The 22,267-nt window shown below is 61.4% G+C and carries 22 protein-coding genes and 2 tRNA genes; 14 read left to right on the top strand and 10 right to left on the bottom strand.

The window, feature by feature from the left end; translation table 11 throughout:
* Positions 1–69: 69 nt before the first annotated feature.
* The 3 genes from ACZ0AJ_RS22825 to uvsE all read left to right on the top strand — a co-directional run bounded on the left by ACZ0AJ_RS22825 (position 70) and on the right by uvsE (position 2,532).
* Positions 70–654 (top strand): lipocalin family protein, encoded by a 585-nt coding sequence (locus ACZ0AJ_RS22825; protein WP_499456670.1) that lies wholly within the window; start codon positions 70–72, stop codon positions 652–654.
* Between the two features lie 22 nt (positions 655–676).
* Positions 677–1,534 (top strand): CAP domain-containing protein, encoded by an 858-nt coding sequence (locus ACZ0AJ_RS22820; protein WP_499456668.1) that lies wholly within the window; start codon positions 677–679, stop codon positions 1,532–1,534.
* An 83-nt stretch (positions 1,535–1,617) separates the two neighbouring features.
* Positions 1,618–2,532 (top strand): UV DNA damage repair endonuclease UvsE, encoded by a 915-nt coding sequence (gene uvsE / locus ACZ0AJ_RS22815; protein WP_499456667.1) that lies wholly within the window; start codon positions 1,618–1,620, stop codon positions 2,530–2,532.
* 4 nt (positions 2,533–2,536) lie between these two features.
* On the opposite strand, the gene ACZ0AJ_RS22810 is transcribed toward uvsE, so the two are convergent.
* A complete protein-coding gene (locus ACZ0AJ_RS22810) occupies positions 2,537–3,241 on the bottom strand; it encodes an alpha/beta fold hydrolase (protein WP_499456665.1) in 705 nt (234 codons plus the stop codon).
* A gap of 10 nt (positions 3,242–3,251) precedes the next feature.
* A complete protein-coding gene (epsC, locus tag ACZ0AJ_RS22805; RefSeq protein ID WP_499456663.1) occupies positions 3,252–4,193 on the bottom strand; it encodes a serine O-acetyltransferase EpsC in 942 nt (313 codons plus the stop codon).
* A gap of 183 nt (positions 4,194–4,376) precedes the next feature.
* On the opposite strand from epsC, the gene ACZ0AJ_RS22800 reads away from it, so the two are divergent.
* Together ACZ0AJ_RS22800 and ACZ0AJ_RS22795 are read left to right on the top strand one after the other, a co-directional pair.
* Positions 4,377–4,862, top strand: coding sequence for an acyl-CoA thioesterase (locus tag ACZ0AJ_RS22800; protein WP_499456661.1), 486 nt, complete (start codon positions 4,377–4,379; stop codon positions 4,860–4,862).
* A 58-nt stretch (positions 4,863–4,920) separates the two neighbouring features.
* Positions 4,921–4,996: transfer RNA gene (locus ACZ0AJ_RS22795), tRNA-Phe, on the top strand.
* Between the two features lie 171 nt (positions 4,997–5,167).
* Here the strand turns inward: ACZ0AJ_RS22795 and ACZ0AJ_RS22790 are convergent.
* From ACZ0AJ_RS22790 to ACZ0AJ_RS22775, 4 genes are all read right to left on the bottom strand, one after another.
* Positions 5,168–6,169, bottom strand: a complete 1,002-nt coding sequence (locus ACZ0AJ_RS22790; protein WP_499456830.1) for a radical SAM protein — start codon at positions 6,167–6,169, stop codon at positions 5,168–5,170.
* A 50-nt stretch (positions 6,170–6,219) separates the two neighbouring features.
* Positions 6,220–6,537, bottom strand: a complete 318-nt coding sequence (locus tag ACZ0AJ_RS22785) for a hypothetical protein (protein ID WP_499456660.1) — start codon at positions 6,535–6,537, stop codon at positions 6,220–6,222.
* A gap of 88 nt (positions 6,538–6,625) precedes the next feature.
* Complete coding sequence (locus ACZ0AJ_RS22780; protein ID WP_499456659.1) at positions 6,626–7,894, bottom strand: hypothetical protein; 1,269 nt, start codon at positions 7,892–7,894, stop codon at positions 6,626–6,628.
* The gene (locus tag ACZ0AJ_RS22775; protein WP_499456658.1) at positions 7,891–8,166 is read right to left on the bottom strand and encodes a hypothetical protein; all 276 of its coding nucleotides are present in this window, start codon (positions 8,164–8,166) and stop codon (positions 7,891–7,893) included. The genes ACZ0AJ_RS22780 and ACZ0AJ_RS22775 overlap by 4 nt, the downstream gene beginning before the upstream one ends.
* Positions 8,167–8,354: 188 nt before the next feature.
* Here ACZ0AJ_RS22775 and ACZ0AJ_RS22770 point away from each other — a divergent pair, with 188 nt between their 5' ends.
* From ACZ0AJ_RS22770 to ACZ0AJ_RS22750, 5 genes are all read left to right on the top strand, one after another.
* The gene (locus ACZ0AJ_RS22770; RefSeq protein WP_499456657.1) at positions 8,355–9,068 is read left to right on the top strand and encodes a response regulator transcription factor; all 714 of its coding nucleotides are present in this window, start codon (positions 8,355–8,357) and stop codon (positions 9,066–9,068) included.
* 65 nt (positions 9,069–9,133) lie between these two features.
* The gene (locus ACZ0AJ_RS22765; protein ID WP_499456655.1) at positions 9,134–10,687 is read left to right on the top strand and encodes a carboxypeptidase-like regulatory domain-containing protein; all 1,554 of its coding nucleotides are present in this window, start codon (positions 9,134–9,136) and stop codon (positions 10,685–10,687) included.
* Between the two features lie 14 nt (positions 10,688–10,701).
* Positions 10,702–10,777 (top strand) — tRNA-Phe (locus ACZ0AJ_RS22760).
* Between the two features lie 530 nt (positions 10,778–11,307).
* On the top strand, positions 11,308–12,108 hold the full coding sequence (locus tag ACZ0AJ_RS22755; RefSeq protein WP_499456653.1) for an HDOD domain-containing protein: 801 nt from the start codon (positions 11,308–11,310) through the stop codon (positions 12,106–12,108).
* Positions 12,109–12,294: 186 nt separating this feature from the next.
* Positions 12,295–12,990, top strand: coding sequence for an SOUL family heme-binding protein (locus ACZ0AJ_RS22750; RefSeq protein ID WP_499456651.1), 696 nt, complete (start codon positions 12,295–12,297; stop codon positions 12,988–12,990).
* A gap of 21 nt (positions 12,991–13,011) precedes the next feature.
* Here the strand turns inward: ACZ0AJ_RS22750 and ACZ0AJ_RS22745 are convergent, their stop codons facing one another.
* The 4 genes from ACZ0AJ_RS22745 to ACZ0AJ_RS22730 are packed head-to-tail and all read right to left on the bottom strand — an operon-like array spanning position 13,012 to position 17,737.
* The gene (locus tag ACZ0AJ_RS22745; protein WP_499456650.1) at positions 13,012–14,154 is read right to left on the bottom strand and encodes an ABC transporter permease; all 1,143 of its coding nucleotides are present in this window, start codon (positions 14,152–14,154) and stop codon (positions 13,012–13,014) included.
* A complete protein-coding gene (locus ACZ0AJ_RS22740) occupies positions 14,151–15,332 on the bottom strand; it encodes an ABC transporter permease (protein ID WP_499456649.1) in 1,182 nt (393 codons plus the stop codon). The genes ACZ0AJ_RS22745 and ACZ0AJ_RS22740 overlap by 4 nt, the downstream gene beginning before the upstream one ends.
* Before the next feature lie 9 nt (positions 15,333–15,341).
* A complete protein-coding gene (locus ACZ0AJ_RS22735; RefSeq protein WP_499456647.1) occupies positions 15,342–16,319 on the bottom strand; it encodes an HlyD family secretion protein in 978 nt (325 codons plus the stop codon).
* Between the two features lie 5 nt (positions 16,320–16,324).
* Positions 16,325–17,737: a TolC family protein gene (locus tag ACZ0AJ_RS22730; RefSeq protein WP_499456646.1), complete on the bottom strand. Its 1,413-nt coding sequence runs from the start codon at positions 17,735–17,737 to the stop codon at positions 16,325–16,327.
* 232 nt (positions 17,738–17,969) lie between these two features.
* Between ACZ0AJ_RS22730 and ACZ0AJ_RS22725 the strand changes: the two genes are divergently transcribed.
* From ACZ0AJ_RS22725 to ACZ0AJ_RS22710, 4 genes are all read left to right on the top strand, one after another.
* On the top strand, positions 17,970–18,836 hold the full coding sequence (locus ACZ0AJ_RS22725) for an alpha/beta fold hydrolase (protein WP_499456644.1): 867 nt from the start codon (positions 17,970–17,972) through the stop codon (positions 18,834–18,836).
* A 190-nt stretch (positions 18,837–19,026) separates the two neighbouring features.
* Positions 19,027–19,542, top strand: a complete 516-nt coding sequence (gene msrA / locus ACZ0AJ_RS22720; protein ID WP_499456643.1) for a peptide-methionine (S)-S-oxide reductase MsrA — start codon at positions 19,027–19,029, stop codon at positions 19,540–19,542.
* A 207-nt stretch (positions 19,543–19,749) separates the two neighbouring features.
* On the top strand, positions 19,750–20,694 hold the full coding sequence (locus ACZ0AJ_RS22715; RefSeq protein WP_499456642.1) for a fasciclin domain-containing protein: 945 nt from the start codon (positions 19,750–19,752) through the stop codon (positions 20,692–20,694).
* 224 nt (positions 20,695–20,918) lie between these two features.
* Complete coding sequence (locus tag ACZ0AJ_RS22710) at positions 20,919–22,169, top strand: DUF819 family protein (RefSeq protein WP_499456641.1); 1,251 nt, start codon at positions 20,919–20,921, stop codon at positions 22,167–22,169.
* Positions 22,170–22,267 lie beyond the last annotated feature (98 nt).

The raw sequence follows: 22,267 nt of genomic DNA, 5'->3' as shown, positions 1-22,267 counted from the left end.
TGTAAACCATGCGACACCATGGCGGTTTTGTCATTATTCTGTGAACCTTGAAGATCACAAGAGGTTCCCATGTTTGCCAAGCCATCGTTCCTTGCCGCGTGCGCCACGCTCGCTCTGTCTGGCCTCTGCGCCGGGTCGGCATTGGCTGCTGACGCTGCCAAGCCATTGCAGCCGATCGAATCGCTCGCGGTGCCCCGCTATATGGGCGTCTGGTACGAAATCGCCAAGTTCCCAAACGAATTCCAGAAGAAATGTGTGGGCGACACCAGCGCCACCTATAACCTCGACAAGGACGGCCGGGTCAAGGTGATCAACCGCTGCCGCACGGCGGACGGCAAGGTCGATACCGCCGAAGGTGTCGCGCGCCAACCGGGTGCGGCCACGTCGCCCAAGCTCGAGGTGCGCTTCGCACCGGCGATCCTGTCCTTCATCCCGATGGTGTGGGGCGATTACTGGGTGATCGATCTGGACAACAAATACCAGCTCTCCGCCGTGAGCGAACCCAAGCGCGAATACCTGTGGATCCTGTCGCGTACACCGCAGGTCCCCGCGGCCGAATACAACGCCTTGCTGGCACGCCTGAAGGCTCAGGGCCTCGACACCTCAAAACTCGTGCTCACACCGCATACGGTGGCGCCGCAATCCGGGCAGTAACCTTCTGGTGAAGCGATCGGTCATGCGCGCTGCCCTCTTCGGGTTCGGCCTGCTGACATCGATCGCGCCAGCCTGGGCCCAGTCGCTTGCCGGTGATCCACTGGCAGCACTAATCAATGCCTATCGCGCCAAACCGGCTGACTGCGACGGCGCACCCGTCGCGCCAGTGACGCCGCTGGTCGCCGAGCCGGCCCTGGCGCAAATCCGGATCGGCTTCGGGACCTTCATCGAATCGGCTCTGGCGCAGGCCGGCTACGCCGCCGATAACGCGGATTCTGTTGACGTCACCGGTCCGGAAGATGCCGTGGCCGCCATGAAGGTGCTGCAGCAGAGGTATTGCAAGGTGCTGCGCAGCGAACAATTCTCAGCCGTGGGCAGCTACCGCGAAGGCGCAACCTGGACCGTCGTGCTGGCCCGACCGGCGCCGCCCTTGCCATCGACCACCTACCCGGACTGGCGCGACGCCGGCCGCGCGATCCTCGAGGCGGTCAATGTTGCACGCGCCAGCGCCCGCATGTGCGGCGACCGCGCATTTGCGGCGGCGGCGCCCTTGCAGTGGAACGCCGTGCTGGGCGAGGCCGCACTGGCCCACAGCCGCGACATGGCCACCCGTCGCTACTTCAACCACTATGCACAGGACGGCAGCGATCCGGCCGATCGCGCCACGCGCGCCGGGTACCGCTGGCACCGGTTGGGCGAAAACATCGCCTTCGGCCAGCACTCGCCACAGGAAGCCGTCGACGGCTGGATTGACAGCCCGGGGCACTGCGCCAACATCATGCAAGCGGACTTCACCGAGATGGGCGCGGCCTATGGCGTCACGGTCGACCGGCAGGCTGGCATCATCTACTGGACCCAGGTGTTCGGCACGCCGCGGTAAAGTTCCCTGCCCCGCTTTCGACCCTGGTTCCGAACCCGGGCGCGCTCTTCGTCAACGCTGCTTCGGCTAGACTTGCCTGCACCATGACCCTGATCGCCACGCAACCACACCTCGGCCTTGTCTGCATCACCGTCTCGAAAGAGGTGCGGTATCGCACGATGACGCGCAAGCGCCTGCTCGACCTGTCTGAAGAAGGCCAGCAGCGCGCGCTGGAAGACATCTACCGCGACAATATCCAGACGCTCGACAACGCGCTGCGCTACTGCGAGCGCGAAGGCATCAAACTGTACCGGATGCCGTCGTCGATCTTCCCGTTCGCCGACGAGCCGTTCGGCCTGGCGATCCTGGAGAAGTTCAAGGAGACCCTGGGCCGCTGGGGCCGGCGCGCGACCGAGCGCGGCATCCGGCTGGTGATGCACCCCGATCAGTTCGTGGTACTGAGCTCGGACTCGGAGAACGTCGTCGCCAACAGCGTCAAGATCCTGCAGATGCACGCCGACATCATGGATTTGCTGGAGCAGCCGCGCTCGCCCTGGGCGCTGCTGGAAATCCACGGCGGCAAATCCGACCGCGAAGACCAACTGGTGGCCCGCATCGCCGAACTGCCCGAGGCAATCCGCAGCCGCCTGTGCCTTGAGAACGACGAATACGCCTACAGCGCCGACGAGATCCACGCCGTCTGCGTGCGCGCCGGCATCCCGATGGTGTTCGACGCCCACCACCACATCGTTCATGAAAAGCTCGATAGCTACGACCACCCGAGCGTGGCCGAGACGCTGGCCAAGGCCCGCGCGACCTGGCCCGATCCCGCGCACCAGCTGGTGCACATCTCGAACGGCCGCGAAGGTTTCAACGACCGCCAGCATTCCGACCTGATTTCGGTGATGCCGTCTTCCTACCTGCAGGCGCCGTGGATCGAGATCGAGGCCAAGCACAAGGAAGATGCGATCCGCGGCCTGCACGGCTGGTGCGAGAAAGTCACCCCCGCCGCGGCGTAGTCGTTCAACTGGCGTGCAAGGCTGACACGCTTCCCAGCCACGGCGTCAGCACATCCGCCAGCGCCTGCGGCGCTTCGATCGGGATCATGTGACCGCTGTTTTCGATGACGGCCAACGTGGATCCCGCAATACCCGCATGCAGCTCCTGCGATTCTTCCAGGCTACGCAAACGATCGTGCTCGGCCGCGACGATCAGCGTCGGGCAGCGGATCTGGTCCAGCAGATGCAGGTCGCCGGGCCGCTCGACCATCGACTGGTGGCGAAACGCCTCTGCCCCCAGCCGCACACCCATCTGGCGCACGCGCTCGATCAGCACCTCGTCGCCCGCATGCGCAGGATGCAGCGACGTGGCGATCGCCGTGCGGCTCAGGCCCGCGAATGACACCGACGGCGCCGAGCGCGCCACCGCGCGCTTGCCCTGCTTGACCGCATCGGTATCGGGCCGGGTCGAGCTGGCGATCAGGGCCAGCGCTTCCACCCGTTCGGGCGCCTGGCGCACGATCTCGCGCGCGACGTAGCCGCCCATCGAAAAACCGACAAGGATGAACGACGGCGGCGCGTCGCGCAGCACGCGCGCGGCCATCGCTTCGAGCGATGTGTCGTGGCGCAGGTCGGCATGCTTGAGCGGGCCGAATGGCGCGAGCGGCGCGCGCAGATCGTCCCACAGCGTGTCATCGGCCATGTAGCCGGGTACCAGCAGAATCGTCATCGCTTGACGATCAGGTATTGCGCATCTGCGCCTGCGACACATTGCTGCCCGGCGGGACGCTCTGCGTGAGCCAGACATTACCGCCGATGGTCGACCCGGCGCCGATGGTGATCCGGCCCAGGATGGTGGCGCCGGCATAGATGACGACGTCGTCTTCAACGATCGGATGCCGTGGGATGCCTTTGACAAGCGCGCCGCTGTCGTCGACCGGGAAGCGCTTGGCGCCCAGCGTAACCGCCTGGTACAGCCGCACGCGCTCGCCGAGGATCGCGGTTTCGCCGATCACGACGCCGGTGCCGTGGTCGATGAAGAAACTGCCGCCGATCTGCGCGCCCGGGTGGATGTCGATGCCGGTGAGCGAGTGGCCGATGTCGGCCACCACACGCGCCAGGAACGGCACGCCCAGGCGCGTCAGGCAATGCGCGATGCGGTGGTACAGGATGGCGATGGTGCCGGGATAGCACAGCATGATCTCGGCCACCGACGTGGCGGCCGGGTCGCCCGCGAGCGCGGCCTGCACGTCCGACACCAGCAATGCGCGCAAGTCAGGCAGCCTGGCCGCGAACTCGCGCGTGATCGCGCGGGCGCGCTCGGCCAGCACGAGGTCTTCACGCTGGGCGTCCGCGCCGGTCAATTCGGACGGCGCCGCCGGCGAAAAGCGCAGCGCGCGCCGCACCTGCTCGACCAGTCGGTCAAGCGCGACGTTGAGCGTATCGGCGACGTAGTAGTCGATGCTCTCGTCGTTCAGGTCGGGGCGCCCGTAATGCGTGGGAAACAGCGCGGCCGACAGGCCATCGACGATCTGGCGCAGCACGTCGCGCGACGGCAGCTCGCGCACGCGCCCCTGGTGCCGGATATTGTGGGTCGACTCGCGCGAGGTGCGCAATGCATCGATGACGGGACCAAGGTGCCACTGCACCGATCCACCTTGGTATGGGAGTTCGCTGTTCATTTGCCGAGCCTAGCGGGTTTGCATGGTGATGCCCACGATTTTATGGGTATTTCGATATGCGCGTTTTGTCGGGCTACTTTTTCGTCGGGTTAGCAGATCGCCGACGGCCACTGCTGACCTTGCCGCGCGGCAGTTTCTGAGGCAACATCAGCACTCGCCCAGCCACTTGTATTGATTGCACCCATGAACCTGCCCTCGCACCAGCTCAGCATGACAGTGCTGATGACGCCTGACACGGCCAATTTCTCCGGCAACGTGCACGGCGGCACCATCCTGAAACTGCTCGACCAGGCAGCCTACGCCTGTGCAAGTCGCTACGCCGGGCGCTACGTGGTGACGATGAGCGTCGACCAGGTTACCTTCCGCCAGCCAATCCACGTTGGTGAACTGGTGACCTTCCTGGCCGCCGTGAACTTTACTGGCCGCAGCTCGATGGAAATCGGCATCAAGGTGATTGCCGAGGACATCCGCAGCAAGGCCGTGCGGCACGTGAACAGCTGTTTCTTCACGATGGTGGCGGTGGGCGACGACAAGAAGCCGGCCTCGATTCCGCCGCTGGTGCCAGCGACGCCGGATGAAGTGCGCCGCTTCGAGGAAGCCAAAGGCCGACGCGACCTGCGCCTGGCGCTCGAGCGGGATCATGCGCAGCGGATCAGCAGCAAGGGTTGAGGATCGGCGCGGAAGGATTGTCTGCTTGCCAAAAACGCTGCTATAATTGCGCGCTCTTGGCCTGGTAGCTCAGTTGGTAGAGCAGAGGATTGAAAATCCTTGTGTCGGTGGTTCGATTCCGCCCCGGGCCACCATGAATATGATTAGCACAACGCCCACTATCGAAGTGGGCGTTGTCGTTTCGGGGATTCTTAGTTCTCGTATCCGGTCCGTTTCCAGAACTGTTTCCATCCCAAACTACCCGGCTTTCCTCTTCCTGCTGTTTTCCGTATGTGCAAAAGCATAAATCTGTTCTGGTGATATCTCTAATAAGAGCACTCAGAAATGCCGATTACGCTTGGGAATTTTGGATGAGACAACTCGGCCAGCCAATCGCCGGGGTTAATCAACGTTAATGTTTCATCCGCACTCAGTCGACCAAGGGCAACCCGACCGAGTGTGCACAGAGTCGGATAAATACGTTCAAAAAAATGATCCCATAGCCATCCGGGATCCCCGTTGTACAAGCCGAGCGCAAATCGACGGTGGATTCCGTGACATACCGGGACCAGTGTCCCGTCGGGATACATCACAAGTACCCGCACTGTCTGTGCTGGGCAAGCTCGATCAGCCGGCTCTGACTTCGCGTAGAGCAAGGCGGGCTGCTGCAATAATGTCTCGCGATGCAGAAGGTCAATACGGATATCGATCGAGTCTCGATGTGCAGCAGCCAGCAATGCGACTGTCACATATAACAACGATCGGTCATCCGATGACAGGAAATCTCCTAACGGCAAAGCGCAAGCCCGACCGGTTGGTTCGACCAGGTGAAAGGTAATTCCTTGCGCTCCCCAGCACTTGGCATTGTCAACGATTTCCTCGATATCATTTACGTTGTGAGTGCTAACGCCACAGGCCACCCATGCGTGCGCACCTGCCTCCGCCAGCCGCCGTACTGCGTTGGCAGCACCGTCATGGGCGCCGCGGCGACCTCGCATTTTATCGTGGTGCATCGCCAGCCCGTCGATGCTGACTGTGACGGTATGCGCGTGGCGTAGCTTGTCGATATCGGCTTTACTACGTAGCAAAAGACCATTGGTCACTACCGAACTGCCCATACCCACATTGGCCGCATGAGCGAGAAGCATCGGCAAATCCGCATACAGCAACGGCTCGCCTCCTGCCATGGCGAGCTCACTATATCCCCAGCTGGAGGCGGACGAAATCGCTTTTAGTGCAAGCTGGCCTGACAGCTGTTCTCTTCCGTCTGGCCCACTACTTGAGTAGCAATGGAGGCAGCGCAAATTGCAGCGTTGCAGTGGATGCATATGAAAAACAGACAGATTGGCGGCGTCCATGAACGGAAGAGTGCAGCAATTCAACGGTTGAGATTTAGGTGCACGCGATACTTTTCTGGCGCTGCAATGCCGCGCGGGAAAATGCGGTAATCCTTCAGGTCACCGAGCTTGGGTATCAGGTCGCCCAATTTTCCGAGCTGCGCTGCCGTCAAGGTACCTCGGATGGCGAGACGCTCACGTTGTGGCGGAATCCCATAGGGAAACACCTCGTCGATCTCTATGCCGTTACTCGACAATTCAGCGATTTTACTGGCGAGATGATTGATCTCTTCCTTACTTAGACGGCTCTTCAGGCGTTGACTTAAAGATTTTTCAATCTGTACGTGGTCGATACTCATTGCGCTCTCCCTGGATGGTAAAAATCGACAATACTGAAGAATGCTTCATTGCGCTACGGTGTGGCTTAAGACCATTCGATGGCGATGTTCAGTAACGGAATTGCAGTTCCAGTGCCATTTTCTTGACTGGATCACGCCCAATTTCCTTATATCCACGTAAATACCTCAACGTCAGCGCGGTGTAGTTGCGCTGGTCTGGTATGAATTGCAGATATTGGTCGAACAGGCTGACATCGCCATCCCCTTTCCAATCGTTCAGCTTTCGATAACTGTAGCCATAGCTCAGTCTATCTCCGGGCGCATAGATCACTACCCCCAGATCGACGCCTGCACGCCTGGCATTCTGCTGAACGGCCGCGATATCCGGGCGATCGGATCGTCTGGAAAAATTCGCCGCGTCCACCAGGAAGAGCAGACGGGGGTAAACCCACCAGCTATCTCGTGTGAATGCATCGTTCAAGCGTCCGTTCACGATGGGTTCGAACTCAGCCGTCAACTGATTGAGGCGCGTATTGTCGATGTTGTCGCGGCTATGGGTGGCGATCAGGTTGATTGAGTAACCCCAGTTAGGCTGGTCGCTGCGAAATAGCTGCGCGGTCAAGCCGGCCAGGCGCTTGTCTAAGGAATCCTCTGCTGCGAATGCACCATCCAGCTCCACCTTATGTTTGTCGACGCCGACAAACGGAATCAACGACAGCGAGTTGACCGATGTATCCGATGGCCTGTCACTTCCGGGCGTAATGTCGAAATTATGCCCAATGAACACGAGTGCCGAGTGCGCATCGGTATTCGTCACCTTGTCCTTGTGGATTGATAGCGAGGCGGCCTTGCTGGCCTTGAAAGCGTTTTTATCCGTGGCCTGATCAATGTAGAGATCAGATACGTTACCCCTTACGCGCCAAGCAGATGAGATGGGGTTGGGTCGATTGGGTTTCAGGGCACCATTGACGTAGGCCTTAAATTCAGCAGAGCATGCTATCTCAGCAGTCGAATCGCTGGCGAAATAGGATTGTTGGTCGACCCCGGGCACCCCGCCGGCGCTAGCGGCAAGACCGAACGATACGCTCAGGGCATTAATCTCTTCCTGATCTTCCTTTGTGCAATTAACGCAGCTTTTATCAGTAGAAACCACCCTGTCCAACACTTGTCGAGATGATTTGGTGTCAGTCTGTAACGACCGCCAGCCACGTCCGCTCAACTTGTGTTTTCCCAAAAGCCAATCTGACAGTTGCTCCTTATCGGCCACTCTGCCATCGTGACAGATCAAGTCGAATGCGCCGGTCTGAGCCTGCACACGCTGCGTTGACAGCACCGCCGTCATCATCAGTACGGGTAAGAGTGTGCGAATAGCGTTCATGCTGTGCTCTGGTTGATTTCCTGCATCAATTCCTCCACGGTCAGCGGTAGCGCATTCAGCACAAATTCCGGATCGAATTCGAAATCGTAGCTCGGCACGTGGTGAAATAGCATCTCTTCGATGGTGTTCAAGAAAATCGAGAGCGGTTTTTTGTCGTACTTGAGGTCGTCCTGCATGACTGCGTGCAAATCATTAACTGGGCGCCAGTCGTGTCGAAGCTGAGCAATGACAGCATTTCGTACTGCCTCCATTTTTTCAAATGAAAAAGCCATGATAGTCCCCTTGGTTACGTGATTCTTTGCAGCACTTATCATTGGCTCACGACCAATTGATAACCGCTTTCTTTGAAACCAAGTGTGTAAAAAAAGTTACACACTGTCTATTAGACTAACGGCTAATAGACGAGCAAACCCAAATAAGTTATTTTGATTGTAAATACAGTAATATTTAGGATATGACCATGCACATCCTCCTTGTGAGCCAGAGGGCTTTGCTGAGTTGTTGGGTGCGCCCTGCTCTGAGTTTGTCCGATCATATTTCGAACGCAGACAACGCGACCAAGGCAATCTGCCAACTCAACCTGCGGGCGGTTGATGTGGTGCTGGTCGATGGCGCGAACCAATTCACAGATCATCAGGCGTGTATTGGCGCAATCGTAGCCGCTGCACCATGTACAGCCTTGGCTGCGATTACTTTCGACAATTCCGACAACACCTTAACTGCACTGGTCCGGGCTGGTGCAACTGGATTGATACCGCGCAGCAGTACTATTGAAGTCATACGCATGGCGCTGTTCCTGCTATCGCAAGGTCATTGCTACTTACCGATAAGCATTACCCGCAATATAGCCGGGTGGGGTTCTGGACGCTCTGTGGCAGCGTTAGAGGCGGGCTTGCCGAGAGGAGGATTGTCTCCTCGGCAACAAGAAGTGCTGGAAGAAGCACTTTGCGGCAAACCCAACAAGCAAATTGCGCGCGAACTTGGCGTGTCCGAGGGCACAGTTAAAGCCCATTTGTCGGCGGCGTTCCGCAACCTGGGCGTACATAACCGTATGCAAGCAGCGCAGATTGTATGGGCCGGGTCACCGCCAGCAGCAGCAACCGATCTTGCTGCAGTGCGGGATCGTTCAGACAGGCCGGAAGCGTCAAGCAAGGCATCCATGGTGGCGATATAACTGGACACGGCCGCCGACAATTCACGTCTTCGATAAGTCAATTCACTTGAGCATTAGAGGTACTCATGCAAGCGTTGACGGAACGGCTACAAAAGTGGTACCCATGGATTGTCGGTATTCTTTGCTTCGTCTGTGTATTCGCTTATACACTTGGGCAGATGGACATGGATTCGTCCGGGGTGGCGCAGAAGTGCAGCGTGATAGTAGGTGTGACTGCCTGCACAGTCCTGACTGCGTCGTTACGAATTCTTTCGAGTTTTACCGGGATGCTGGCTGCAGCCTTTGGGGTAGCTTGGTTCTGCTACGCTTTCCTTGGCAATAAAGCAGATCATCAGGAAAATCAAGTACGGTTCGCTTATTTCTTCGTGCTGTCTTCTTTTGCTGTTCTCGTCATTCCACCGTTCGTCAAAACCCAGGCGATTGGCAGCGAACCAATTGGAATCATATCGGGTTGTGTACCCTATTCAGAAGATGCCAATATACGGTGCGAAATCGATCGCCCCGCCATCTCCAATACCGCGATAAACCAGCCAGCGAATGCAAACACATCCCCCGGACTAGCCGGCGCCCAGCCGGGTCCTTCCGGCAATACGACGGGGGAAGTCCCTACTGCCGGGCGAGGCACGCCGAACGTCCTGGGCAATGCCGTGCCCCTGCTATCCACGAACACTAGCTCAAGCGACCCGGCCAGAACGACGGCTCCTATCCAGAACACGAACACTGCCGGCGGGACGGTACCCACAAAATTGACGGGTTCCGAACCAGAAAATTTCCCAAAATATCAAAACCAGTGGCTAGTCAACATCGGTGGGGTGCTGACTGGGCAAAACCCGGAATGTAAGGGAAAACCCACCGAAGGGAAGTGCAAGCCCGGATCACAAAGTAATCGCGCATGGATCACCGGTGGACTGGTAGTGCCGCTGCCAGTGCTGATTGTCGCACTGTTTGGCGGGGCAATCAGCCTGTCACGCCGGGTTCCCGAAATTCAGAAACGGGTCGAAGCCTCATACGTATCGACGCCCGATCAGCTACCACTCAAGCCGGAAGAAGCGCGTGAACAGTTGGCATTCCAGATTCTTCAGTTCATGGCAGCCCCGTTGATTGCTATTGTGGCCCATCACATCTTGGACCCTAAAAACTATAGCACTGCGATTGCCTTGGCCTTCATGGCCGGTTTCGGCTCGGAAACAATCCTCCTGATGATCCGCGGCGTTGCCACTGGTCTTGCACCGCAGAGAGGTACGCTGCAGACAAGTAGCGGTACCGTCCATGGCACAGTGACGGACGGCTTGCAGATTGTGCCTGAAGCCGAGATCGAAATCGCAGTTGCTGGCAACAATCAGCGCACCACTACCGATCTGAACGGGCGCTTTCACTTTAACGCCGTGCCAGTTGGTCCCGCCAAGATCGTCGCTAGGCTTGGTAAGCGTTTTGGTGAGATGAATCTCCAGGTGCTAGGTGGTCATACGACGAATTGCACGATTGCACTGGACGAAGAACCGCCGGCTCTATCTAAGCCCCCTAAACAAGAGAACCAGCCCGGTCCAGCGGCGAATGCACCATCACGTCCAAAGTCGGCTCCTCTGGACAATATCACGACATCCGTAGTCATTTATTAGAAACCCGTGCCGCTAGCTAAGTAGCGAGCCTGCTAAAGAAGAGGATTGAAAATCCTTGTGTCGGTGGTTCGATTCCGCCCCGGGCCACCAAGAATATCGTTCGCGCAACGCCCACTCATGCAAGTGGGCGTTTTTGTTTCTTGCTTTCAGAGTCTTCGTGTCCGGTCCATTTACGGTTGACTGCCTTTTGTTGGGAGCGACTTGACGTTCAGGACTCGGTCCATTCCGGTCAGAGAAGGCGTTGGTGTGGCGGGTTGCGATATCGACACTGGCGCGGCAAACCACGTTCGGACGACGTGTTCAGAAGAATTCGCAGCGGCTTTCAGCCCATACTTCCATAACGACATGGGGCATTTTTCCTCGCCGCATCCCGATGCACTGGATCTCCAAAAACCCAGGAATCGTCCGCGTTATCGAGGCGACGCTGGCCGCAAAGGTCCTTACCGCATAGACTAGATCAAGCGGGCTTTCTGGCATCCGCTATCCTTGTATCAGGCCCAGGAAATAATTTCCCGATCTAGTTCCCAAGTGAAACAACTATGCTATCGTGAAATTTCAATGTCATTCCATCGCGCGACCGTCAACCTGTCGCAGCGGCGATGTTCTGTTGGAGAATTGCCATGAGCGAGTTATCGTCTTTTTTTCATGCCGTAAAATTGCCCGTCATTTCAGAAGTTGCCCATGCATTGATCAAAACCCTCGATGATGAGGATGCGTCGGCCACTCAAATCAGCGCGATCATTGCGCGCGACCCCGCCCTCACCGCCAAACTGATGCGCTTAGCCAATAGCGCCCGCTTCGGCGCTGCGCGTGGTGTAACGTCACTCGACGACGCCATCGCGATGGCGGGCCTTGGGCATGTGCGCACCCTGGCCCTGGCTGCCTGCTTCGCCGAAACCTTCCCCGACCTGCCAGGCCTCGATAGCAACGAGTTCTGGAAAAGCAGCATGGCCTGCGCCGGCTACGCCAAGTGGCTGGCCGTCTGCCTGGGCGACGATGGCCAGGATGCCTGGCTCGCAGGCATGATGATGCGGCTTGGCGAACTCCTGATCTACCAGGCGGCGCCGACAACGTTTGCCGAGATCGAGGCGCAACCCCACTTGCCGGGCGGCCGGTGGGAGCGCGAAACGCGACTGCTGGGCTTTTCGGAGGGGCACATTACCGCCGAACTTTGTCGTCGCTGGAATTTCCCGGTCGTCATCGTGACCGCATTAGAAAGTGCATCCGATCCAATGGTCGCCCACCCGTTCAGCAAACTCGGTGCCATCATCCACCTGGCCAGCCTGCTGGCTGACACACCGAGCGACGATCCGGCCATTCTCGAGAGCTTGCCGCAAGACGTCGTCACCGCTTTACAGCTGAACCGCGAGTGGATGCACAAAAAGTTTCCATCTCACGCATCCTTCTCGCCCGCGCCATGACTCGCCTGGTCGCGCTCACCGGCAAAGCCGTCTGGCGATGTGCGCGACCGGCAGCCTGGGCAATCGACTCGCAAGCCTGCTTGCGATCGGCGTTATTCAGGTCATCGGCTACGCGCGACTGAAACGCCACGCCTTCTGGCGCCCTGCAGGCCCGGCGCCGCGTGGGTAAAAGTGTATGCTCTTGCCATGTCCACGGTCCCAGGAAAGCGCGCCATTGCTGCCCCCACCCAACCATCCCGCCGCGCAGCCCGGCCAAGGCGCACACGCCAGCTGATTGGCCTTGCCTGCGTCCTGGGGCTGTCGCTGGCGTTGCTGCCCGCAGCCAGCCACGCGGTCGAAGAACCCGCCTACTCCATTGTGCGGTCCTACCCCGCATTCGAGATTCGCCAGTACGGGGCCTACACCGTCGCCGAGGTGGTGATGCCGCCGCCCGCCGATGATGCTGGGAACCGCGCCTTTCCCATTTTGGCCGGCTACATCTTTGGCAAGAACAAGGGCGAACGCAAGCTTGCCATGACCGCCCCGGTGACCCAGGCGCCGGTCCCTGCCAAGCTGGACATGACGGCGCCCGTGACCCAGAGCACAGTCCCTGACGGCATCCTTGTACAGTTCGTCCTGCCGAAGGATATCAATATGGACAATGCACCGCTGCCGCTCGATCCACGCATCAGGCTGCGCGAAGTGCCGCCTGCACAGGTGGCGGTGATCCGGTATTCGGGCTTCTGGTCGCAAGCCAATTATGACCAGCATCTGGCCGAACTCCAGGCGGCGCTGCGTGCAGCCACTATCCGCTGGACCGGCGAACCGGTACTGTCGCGCTACAACAGCTCGATGACGCCATGGTTCATGCGGCGCAACGAGATCTGGCTGAAACTCGACTGAACGGCGCCGCGCTGGCGCCTGCTACTGCCCCGCAGGCATGCGCCTCCATTTGACCAGGCCGACAACGGCGAACACCAGCGCCAGGCCGAGCATCATGGCAAGCTCCATGCGCACCTCGTGCAGAGAGGCGCCCATCTGGTTGGTGGCGACGAAGCCCTGGATCGCCGCAGTTGACGGCAACAGCGCGCCAAGTGCACGCAGCGGCAGCGGGATGGCGCTTGCAGGCCAGGTCAGGCCCGACAGGAACATGATGGGCAACGAGGTGGCAACGAGCAGCTGCATGCTGCGCTCGCGGGTGCGGAAGAACATGCCGATCAACATGCCCAATGCCGCCACGCTATAGGCGAACAGCAGGGTCAGCATGGCCGTGCCCGCCAGGTTGCCGCCGCGCGGATAATCCTGCCACCAGAAGACAAAGCCAAAGAAGTACAGCGCATTGAGCACCACGACCAGCGCAAACGCACTCAGGGCGCCGCAATACGAGGCCGCGTCCTGCCCGTAAGGGAAGGATTTGTCGCTCGCCCAGCTGCCGAACAACAGCCCGATCCCGAGCAGGAAGGTTTGCTGCATGACCAGCACCATGACACCAGGCACGACATACGAGGCATAGCCTTCGCGCACATTGAACAGGGGCAGCGCCTCAACGGCCAGCGGCTGGCGCGCCGCCTCGGCCTGCATGCCCGATGGGGTCGCCGCGCCAAGACGCTTGAGTTCGATACCGGCGGACACCGTGCCGGCGACCTCGGCCAGGCCGTTCAGGACCACCTTGTTCAGCAAAGGATAGGAACCGTGGCCGCTGACCTCCACTTCGGGCTGCATGCCGGCCAGCACCTTGCGGCTGAAGTCGGCGGGAATGAACAGCGCGCCGGCAGCCTTGCCCTGCCAGATCAGCGCCTGTGCATCTTCCGGCCGCGTGCTGACGCCCGCCACGACCAGGCCAGGGTGCGCCCCGGCATAGCGGATCAGCTGGCGCGACAGGGCCGACTGGTCCTGGTCGACCACCGCGACCGGCACCCGGCGCACCGTCTCGGTACTATAGGGCAGCGGATAGAAAAACGAATAGATGATGCCGGAAATGAAAAACAGCAGCAGCGCCGCCTTGTCCCGCAGGATGGCTTGCCAGGTCAGCACGAACGCGCCCCAGGCGCGGCGCGGGGCGCTCATTGCTTGCCCCAGGTGGCTGGCTGGTGCATGCGGCGCGCCAGGCGCAGCCAGGCAGCCATGCCCAGGCCAAGGGTAAAGGCCAGCAGGATCGCCAGGTGCGCCAGGTTGTAGCGCAGCGGCGCGCCCCCGGTCCAGGTGTTGTTCAGCATGTGCAGATAGTGTGTCAATGGCAGGGATTCGGCCCAGATGCGCGCGCTCAGCGGCATCGACAGCAGCGGGAAGCCCTGGCCGGCGAACGCGAACGCGGGCGCCGTGATGAAGGCGCTGGCCGACAGCGCCGCGCGCAGCGATGAGGTGAAGACGGCGATCGCCGCGCCAAGCGCGAGGCAGGCCGTGATGAACAGGGCGGTGCCCGCCAGCATGGCCGTGGCGCTCCCCTGCACCGGCCAGCGCAGCACGACGCCAAACAAGACGAACAGCAACAGCGCATGCACGGCGAAGCAGGCGCAAGGGATGAGCAATTTCCCTAGCAGGGCCACAGCAGGCTTGCCGTGGGCGGCGGCCAGCCAGTCGGGCACGGTGGCGGCGCGAAATTCGCGGCCAATTGCCGTCACCGCCGCCAGCGTCACGAACATATGCAATAGCGTAAAGGCCACCGGCAATGCAAGCGACGGGATGTAGCTCCCGTTTTCATTGAACAGCGTGCTGATGCGGGTTTGCACCGGCTCGATCTGCACGCCGGCCTGGCCGGGGCCAGCGCCGCGGCGCGCGCGCGCTTGCAGTTCGATGCCCGCCGACAGGGTGGCCACCACGGCGCGCACGTCACGCGTCATGCTGCCCGAATGCGCCGAGAACTGGGCGTTATAGGCCCACTGGACCTTGGCACCGCGGCCCGCAAGCACCGATTCCTGCAGATCTGCAGGAATCGACACCAGGCCGAATGCCTCGCGCGCGCGGATCAGGCGCAGCGCCTCGGCCTCGTTGTCTGCCGCGAGCACCACGTTCAGGCCGGGCGAGGCGTCGAGCATGCGGATGAGGTTGCGCGAGACGACGGTGTGGTCGCGGTCATGCACCACCAGCGGCAGGTCGCGCGCCACGCCGGCCGAGAAGATCCACCATGTCAGCAGGTAGAGCGCGAGCGGAATCGCGCCCAGCATGGCGATATCCCACGGATCGGCGCGCAGGCGTGCCCATTCGCGCCGCAAGGACGATGCGATGGCGTTGCCGGATCGGGTCATCGGCCGCGCTCAGTGATCGAATACGACCGTCATTCCCGGGCGCAGTCCGGGCACCACGGTGGTCGGGCGCAGCCTGACCTCGAAGGTGCGCAGATCGGTGCCGCCCGGGCGCGCCGCGCGCCAGGTGGCGAAGGCCGGCAAGGCGGACACCGTAGTGGCCTTGAACTGGACCCGTGTGTTGAGCGCGGGGATGGTGGCCTGGTGCACCGAACCCTGCGCATACGCCTTGAATGCATCTTCGCGCACGGCAACCACGGCCCAGACATCGGCCAGGTCGACCAGGGTAATGACGGGAAAGCCCTGCGGCGCCAGCTCACCGGCCTGGATCGCGAGCTTGGTCACCTCGCCCGCGGCGGGCGCGGTGATGCGCGTCTCGTCGAGCGCGGCGCCTGCTTCATCCGCGACGCCCGCCACCTGCCGTGCTTGCGCCTCGGCGGCCTGGCGGTCTTCGGCACGGGCGCCCTGGCGTGCCAGCACGTATTGGGCGCGAGCGGCGGTGGCCAGCTCGCTCGCCGAGCGCGCCTGGGCTTCGGCCTCGTCGCGTTTCTGGCGCGCGACCACACCTTCGGCATACATCGCCCCGATGCGCTCGAACGTGATCCTGGCGAGCCTGGCGCCCGCCTCGGCGCGCTCCCAGTTGGCGCGCGCGGCGACGATTTCTTCCGGCCGCGCGCCGGCCTCCACCTTCTGGCTGGTCGCGCGCGCCGCGTCGCGCGCGGCTTCGGCCTGCGCCACCTTGGCCCGCACTTCAGGGCTGTCGAGCTCGAACAGCAGATCGCCGCGGGCGACACGCTGGCCCAGCTGCACATGGACCTGGCCAACCCGCCCCGGGACCTTCGACGCCACATTGATTTCCTGCGCCTCGATCTGGCCCTGGAGCGGATCGCGGACCGGCTGGAAGGCCAGGTACAGGCCCCAGCCGAGCAGGGCGAGAATGACGATGCCGGTGCCGCCGGCAAGCAGGCCTTTGGTGGAAGGTTTTGCCATGATGCTTATTCTTTCGTGAGGTCGACGATGTGCGTGGCGGTCCGGGACAGCACGCCGAGGCGCTCAGGCTCGCCGCTGGTGCCCAGCAATTTGGCCAGCGCCATGACGTAGTCGTAGCCAGCCTGGGCGCGCTCGAGGGACGTTTTGGTGTAGTTGAGCGACGCATCGGCGACATCGGTCGACGTGGCCTGCCCGTTCTGGAACCCTACCTGCGCCAGGCGCTGCGTCTCGGCTGCCAGTTCGATTGCGGACCCCATCGCCAGGTAGCGCTGGCGGGCATCCTCCATGGTGCGCCACTGGCTTTCAGCCAGGGTCGGGATATCGCGCCCTGCCTGTTCTGCCGCGACCTCGACGCGTTGCTGCTCGAGCCGGGCGGCGGCGGTCATTTTTGCGCGGTCGATGCGCTCGACCAGCGGGACGCTGACCGACACCCCGACCAGCCAGTTGGCGCGGCTGGAGCTGCCACGGTTGAGGTTATAGTTGGCGATCCCGATGACGGTGGGGCTGAATTCCCGACCCTGCAGTTGCAGGGCCCCGTCTGCCTGTTTTCGCTTGCCTGCAATCTGTTTCCAGGCCGCGTTCGACGCCATGGCCGCATCGATGAACGAGGCCAGCGAGCCCGGCGACTCCGCATGCACGAACAGCGGCGTGGTCGGCGTGACGGCGCCGTGCGCGTCAAGCAGGCGGCGCAGCGCGAGCTGCGCGATCTCGAGGTCGCTGCCCGCCTTGGCCGCTTCCCTGACCGCATTGTCGACGGCGACATCGGCTTTCAGGCGCTCGACCTTTGCGATCAGCCCGCTACGCTCCATCTTGCGCGCCATGCGCTGGTGTTCTTTGGCAAGCTCTGCCGCCGAGCTGCGCAACTGGCTGGCCTTGGCGGCAAGTTGCACTGTGAAATAGCGCTGCGCCAGGTGGATCGAGGCATCGTCCACGGCCGCCTGCACGCTCGCATGGGCTTCGTCCGCGCGGCCGGCGGCGATCTGTTTGACCGCATCGAGGCGCCCACCCGTGTAGAGCGGCCAGACCGTGTTCAGGCCGAGCGAATGCACGTTGAACACGCGGTCGACATTGATGGCCGGCGGGATCTCCGGCAGGTTCAAAGCTGGCAGCGGCGGCAGCGAGTCGAGCACCGGGTTGGCCAGCTGCGTAATGGCGCCGGTGTCGACGCTGAGGGTGGTCGAGACCCGCCCGGCAAAGCCGGACAGGCGCACATCCGGGCCATCGATGCGGCGCAGCGCCTCGGCCTGCAATTGCCTGGCCTGGAAATCAAGCCGGGCGCCGTTCACCGCACCCGCACTGGTTTGCACCCGGCGCAGCGCCTCAGCATAGTCGATGCCGGTATCGGCCCGCGCGGGCAGGGTCAGCGCCACAAGCGCGGCGGCTGCGATTGCCCCGGGCAAAATAGCCTTCACTTTCATGCATTGCTCCGGTGTTCAGTCGTCGATCCATCCTCGTCGGGGCGGATGCTGTTGCTGGTCACGCATCTTGCATGACTGGCATCATGGACGTAATGATAACGCCTCAAGCGTATTGACGGCTACCTGCCTGCGTTCACCGTTACTGGCTGGCGATCATCCTAACGGACGCAGTCGTTATGCACGCTGCGGTACGCTTGCAGCCTACGCACACCCGTGCGATGGGAGATCGATCATGCATCACATTCGCTGCGGCAACGGCAAACCATTGCTTCTGATTCATGGCCTCGGTGGCCATTGGCAGAGCTGGAATCCCATCCTGGCCGATCTCGCAAGCCGGCGCGAAGTCATCGCGGTGGACCTGCCCGGCTTTGGCCAGACACCGAGACTCCATGGCGAAACCTCGATCCGCACGCTGGCGGATGAAACGGCGGCCTTCCTCCACGCCCAGGGCTTGACCGGCATCGATGCAGTCGGCAGCTCGATGGGCGCGCGACTGGTGCTGGAATTGGCGCGCCGCGGTGGCGTCGTTGGCGGCGTGGTGGCGCTCAATCCGGGCGGGTTCTGGCAGGGGTGGGAGCGTCATGCATTCTTCAGCTCGATTTACTTGTCGATCCGGCTGCTGCGGCTGCTGCGCCCCGTGTTGCCGGCGGTCTGCGCCAACCCGATTGGCCGCGCGCTGTTGCTGGCGCAATTTTCTTCCCGGCCAACGGAGCTGGCGCCGGACATCGTGACCGATGAATTGTGCAGCTATGTAGCCTCACCGGTGTTTGACGAAATGCTGGCCCAGCTCGCGTATGGCGAGGAGCAGCAAGGCGCGCCCCGCAACAGCATCACGCAGCCGCTCGTCATTGGTTGGGGACGACGTGACCGGGTTTGTTTCCCATGGCAGGCGAAGCGGGCACTGGCCTTGTTTCCGGATGCTCAGTTGCACTGGTTCGAACGCTGTGGCCATTTCCCGCATTGGGATGCGCCAGCGGAAGCCGCGCAGCTGATCCTGAGCGCACTGGCCGGCACGCACGCCACTGCTGCTGGACTTGCTTATGCGGGCCATGGGCCCCATCTTGAACAATCCATGAGTCTGCAACTGCCCGCCCGCTGATGTTCACGGCCCGACACGTCGATGTGTCAATCAGCGTCGTCCGCGCCGTTGCTGGGCTCCGTTGAATGCAGCAGTGCCGGTGGGCTGCAACGCTGCCATTTGCCAAAAACAGGGCAGGTGCGACGGCGAATGCATCAACGTGGGAAGATAGACGTTATCGACTCATGACTCATCCAAGCAAAGGACATCAATGACACAACAAACTGAAACCGCGATCCTGGCCGGAGGTTGCTTCTGGGGCATGGAAGATCTGCTGCGCCGCATGCCTGGCGTGCTGTCCACGCGCGTCGGCTACACCGGCGGCGACGTACCCAACGCGACCTACCGCAACCATGGCACGCACGCGGAAGCGCTCGAACTGGTGTTCGATCCAAGCCAGATCAGCTATCGCCGGATTCTCGAATTTTTCTTTCAGATCCACGATCCGACTACCCCGAACCGCCAGGGCAATGACCGGGGCATGAGCTATCGCTCCGCCATCTATTATCTCGACGATGCACAAAAGCAGATGGCCGAACAGACCATTGCCGACGTCGACGCATCCGGCCTCTGGCCCGGCAAAGCCGTTACCGAGATCGCTGCAGCAGGGCCTTTCTGGGAAGCCGAACCGGAACACCAGGATTATCTGGAACGCATTCCGAACGGCTACACCTGCCACTTCATCCGCCCGGACTGGAAGCTGCCATCGCGCCAGGAATCGACGTAATCCCGGTACCCCACGGGCATGGAGTTGCCAGACGAGGATGCAATATCCTCGGGCCGGTAACTCCATGGAAAAGCTGATGTAGCGACGTCAAGTTACACCGTATCCGCTTGATCCCGACCATCGGTTGCATGCTGAAGCGGAACTCCAACAGATGAACCTCAGTCCAAAAAGGACGTTCATTCCGGAGGTGCAACCATGAGATCTGTCTTGAAGTGGCTGGGTGCGTTGAGTCTGGCGGTTCTTCTGTCGTCCTGCGGAAGCAGTGACGACGATCTTGGCAACGTCGCTGAGGTCGCTCAAAAAAATGGTTTCACAGCATTACTGGCAGCAGTCGACAAGGCAGGCATTGCCAGTACATTGACCGCCGCGAATGCCGACCTGACGGTTCTGGCCCCCACCGACGCAGCCTTCGGCGCACTGGCGACACAGCTCGGCTTTGCCAACGCCGGCGCCATGGTGGCGGCACTTCCAGCGGCCGACCTGGGCAAGATACTTCGCTACCATGTGCTCCCCGGGGCCAGGTCCTCGGCGGCGCTAAGCACTGCCGGCGCAACCCTGGCGACAGCCTATGTCGTCGACGGCGCAGCTACCCGGCTCGCACTGAACACTTCATCCGGCGTGGCATTCACCGACGCCGTCCTGGCCAGGGCCAGCGTGACGACGGCCAATGTGTACGCCGACAACGGCATCATCCACGGGATCGACAAGGTCCTGATACCACCCGGCGTGCTCAATGTCGTGCAGATGGCCCAGACCAATCCGGCCTCTTTCAGTTCGCTCGTCGGCGCAGTCGTGGCAACCGGCCTGGCACCTGCGCTCAGTGCAAGCGGCCCCTTTACGGTCTTCGCACCCAACAATGCCGCATTCGCCTCGGCACCCACGGGCCTGACAAGGTCACAGCTCACGTCGGTCCTGACGTATCACGTGTTGCCGGCACAGGTCCTGTCTACTGCCATACCGTTTGGCACGCCGGTGGCCACGCTGGCGACGACAGCCCTTGACGGGTCGACGGTCGCGGCCCAGACCATCACGATCAACCGCAATCTGACGATCACCGACACCACGGCGGTGCCGGCCACCATCCTGGCAACGGACGTCCGCGCCAGCAACGGCGTCATTCATGTCATCGGAAAAGTGTTGATTCCTAGATAGGTGCACGTCCAGCCATGGCAGCGCTGCAGCGGCTAGTCCAGGACCGGGCGCAGACCAATCAAGCAATACAGACTAAGCGGCGTGCCTGTACTGACGCTGCCGGCTGCCAGCGTCCATGACGTTGACGACACCCTTGCGCCCGGCGATACTCGTTGCTCTTCGACCAATACGATGCACGATGCATGCTCGTCATCGGTCCCTGATACGAATAACCTGGAGCGCGCATGCCGCCTGTTTCTGCTGCCATGATTACCAACGATGCCGTCGTCTTCGGCATGCTTGCCGCCATACTCGGTACCGTCCTGTGGACCGCAGCGCGTCCGGATGGTTTCTGGAAAAAGTTCTACAGCTATGTACCCGCCCTGCTGCTGTGCTACCTGCTGCCTTCACTGCTGAACACGCTTGGCATCATCGACGGCGCGGCCTCACGCCTCTACCCGATGGCGCGCGACTATCTGCTGCCCAGTTCTCTCGTGCTGCTGTGCGTGGCCATCGACTTCAAGGCGATCGTGCGGCTCGGCCCCAAGGCGATCATCATGTTCCTGACCGGTACCGTTGGCGTCATGCTCGGTGCACTCGTGTCGTTCGAGGCCATGCGCGTGATCCATCCCGAGACGGTGGCCGGCGACACCTGGCGCGGCATGACCACGGTGGCCGGCTCCTGGATTGGCGGCGGTGCCAACCAGGCTGCCATGCGCGAGGTCTTTGACGTCGATGCCACGATGTTCGGCCAATTCGTCGCGGTCGATGTGCTGGTCGGTAATTTGTGGACGGCCGTGTTGTTGTTCCTTGCCAGCCGGGCCCAGGTATTCGATCGCTGGACAGGCGCGGATCTCACGGCGCTGAACCGCTTGCGTGACAGCATCGAGCAGTACCAGGCGCAGCACGCCCGCATCCCGACCACGGCCGACATCATGGTGATCCTTGCCATTGGCCTGGGCGCAACAGGCCTGTCCCATTTCCTGTCGGAGCTGCTGGTCGGCTGGATCACGTCGCTGCCGGCCGAGTGGCGCCTGCAGGACTACAGCCTGACGTCGGGCTTCTTCTGGATCGTCGTGATCGCCACGACCATTGGCTTGCTGCTCAGCTTTACCAAGGCCCGTACATTCGAAGGCGCCGGTGCTTCGCGCATCGGCTCGGTGATGCTGTACATTCTGGTCGCCACGATCGGCATGCAGATGGACCTGAGTGCCCTGATCGATCGCCCCTGGCTGTTCCTGCTGGGCTTTATCTGGATCGCGTTCCACGGCGGCCTGATGATCCTGATGGCTAAACTGATCCGTGCACCGCTCTTCATGATGGCGGTCGGCTCGCAAGCCAATATCGGCGCGGCAGCATCGGCGCCGGTGGTTGCCAGCGCCTTCCACCCGGCGCTCGCGCCGGTCGGCGTGTTGCTCGCCGTGCTGGGCTATGCACTGGGCACCTATGGCGCCTACATCACGGGGATTTCCCTGCGCGCGATCGCTGGCGGGTAAACCTAGCCGCTGGCGCGCGCGGCTTAAGGATGACCTCATCAGCGGGCTGTTAGAATTTGCGACAATCTTTCCTTATTTATTTGCAGGAGTATTCAAAT

The organism is Telluria sp. AC161 (genome assembly GCF_979258535.1).
The sequence above is the reverse complement of the archived record's forward strand: the minus strand, read 5'-3'. Positions and strand labels throughout refer to the sequence as shown.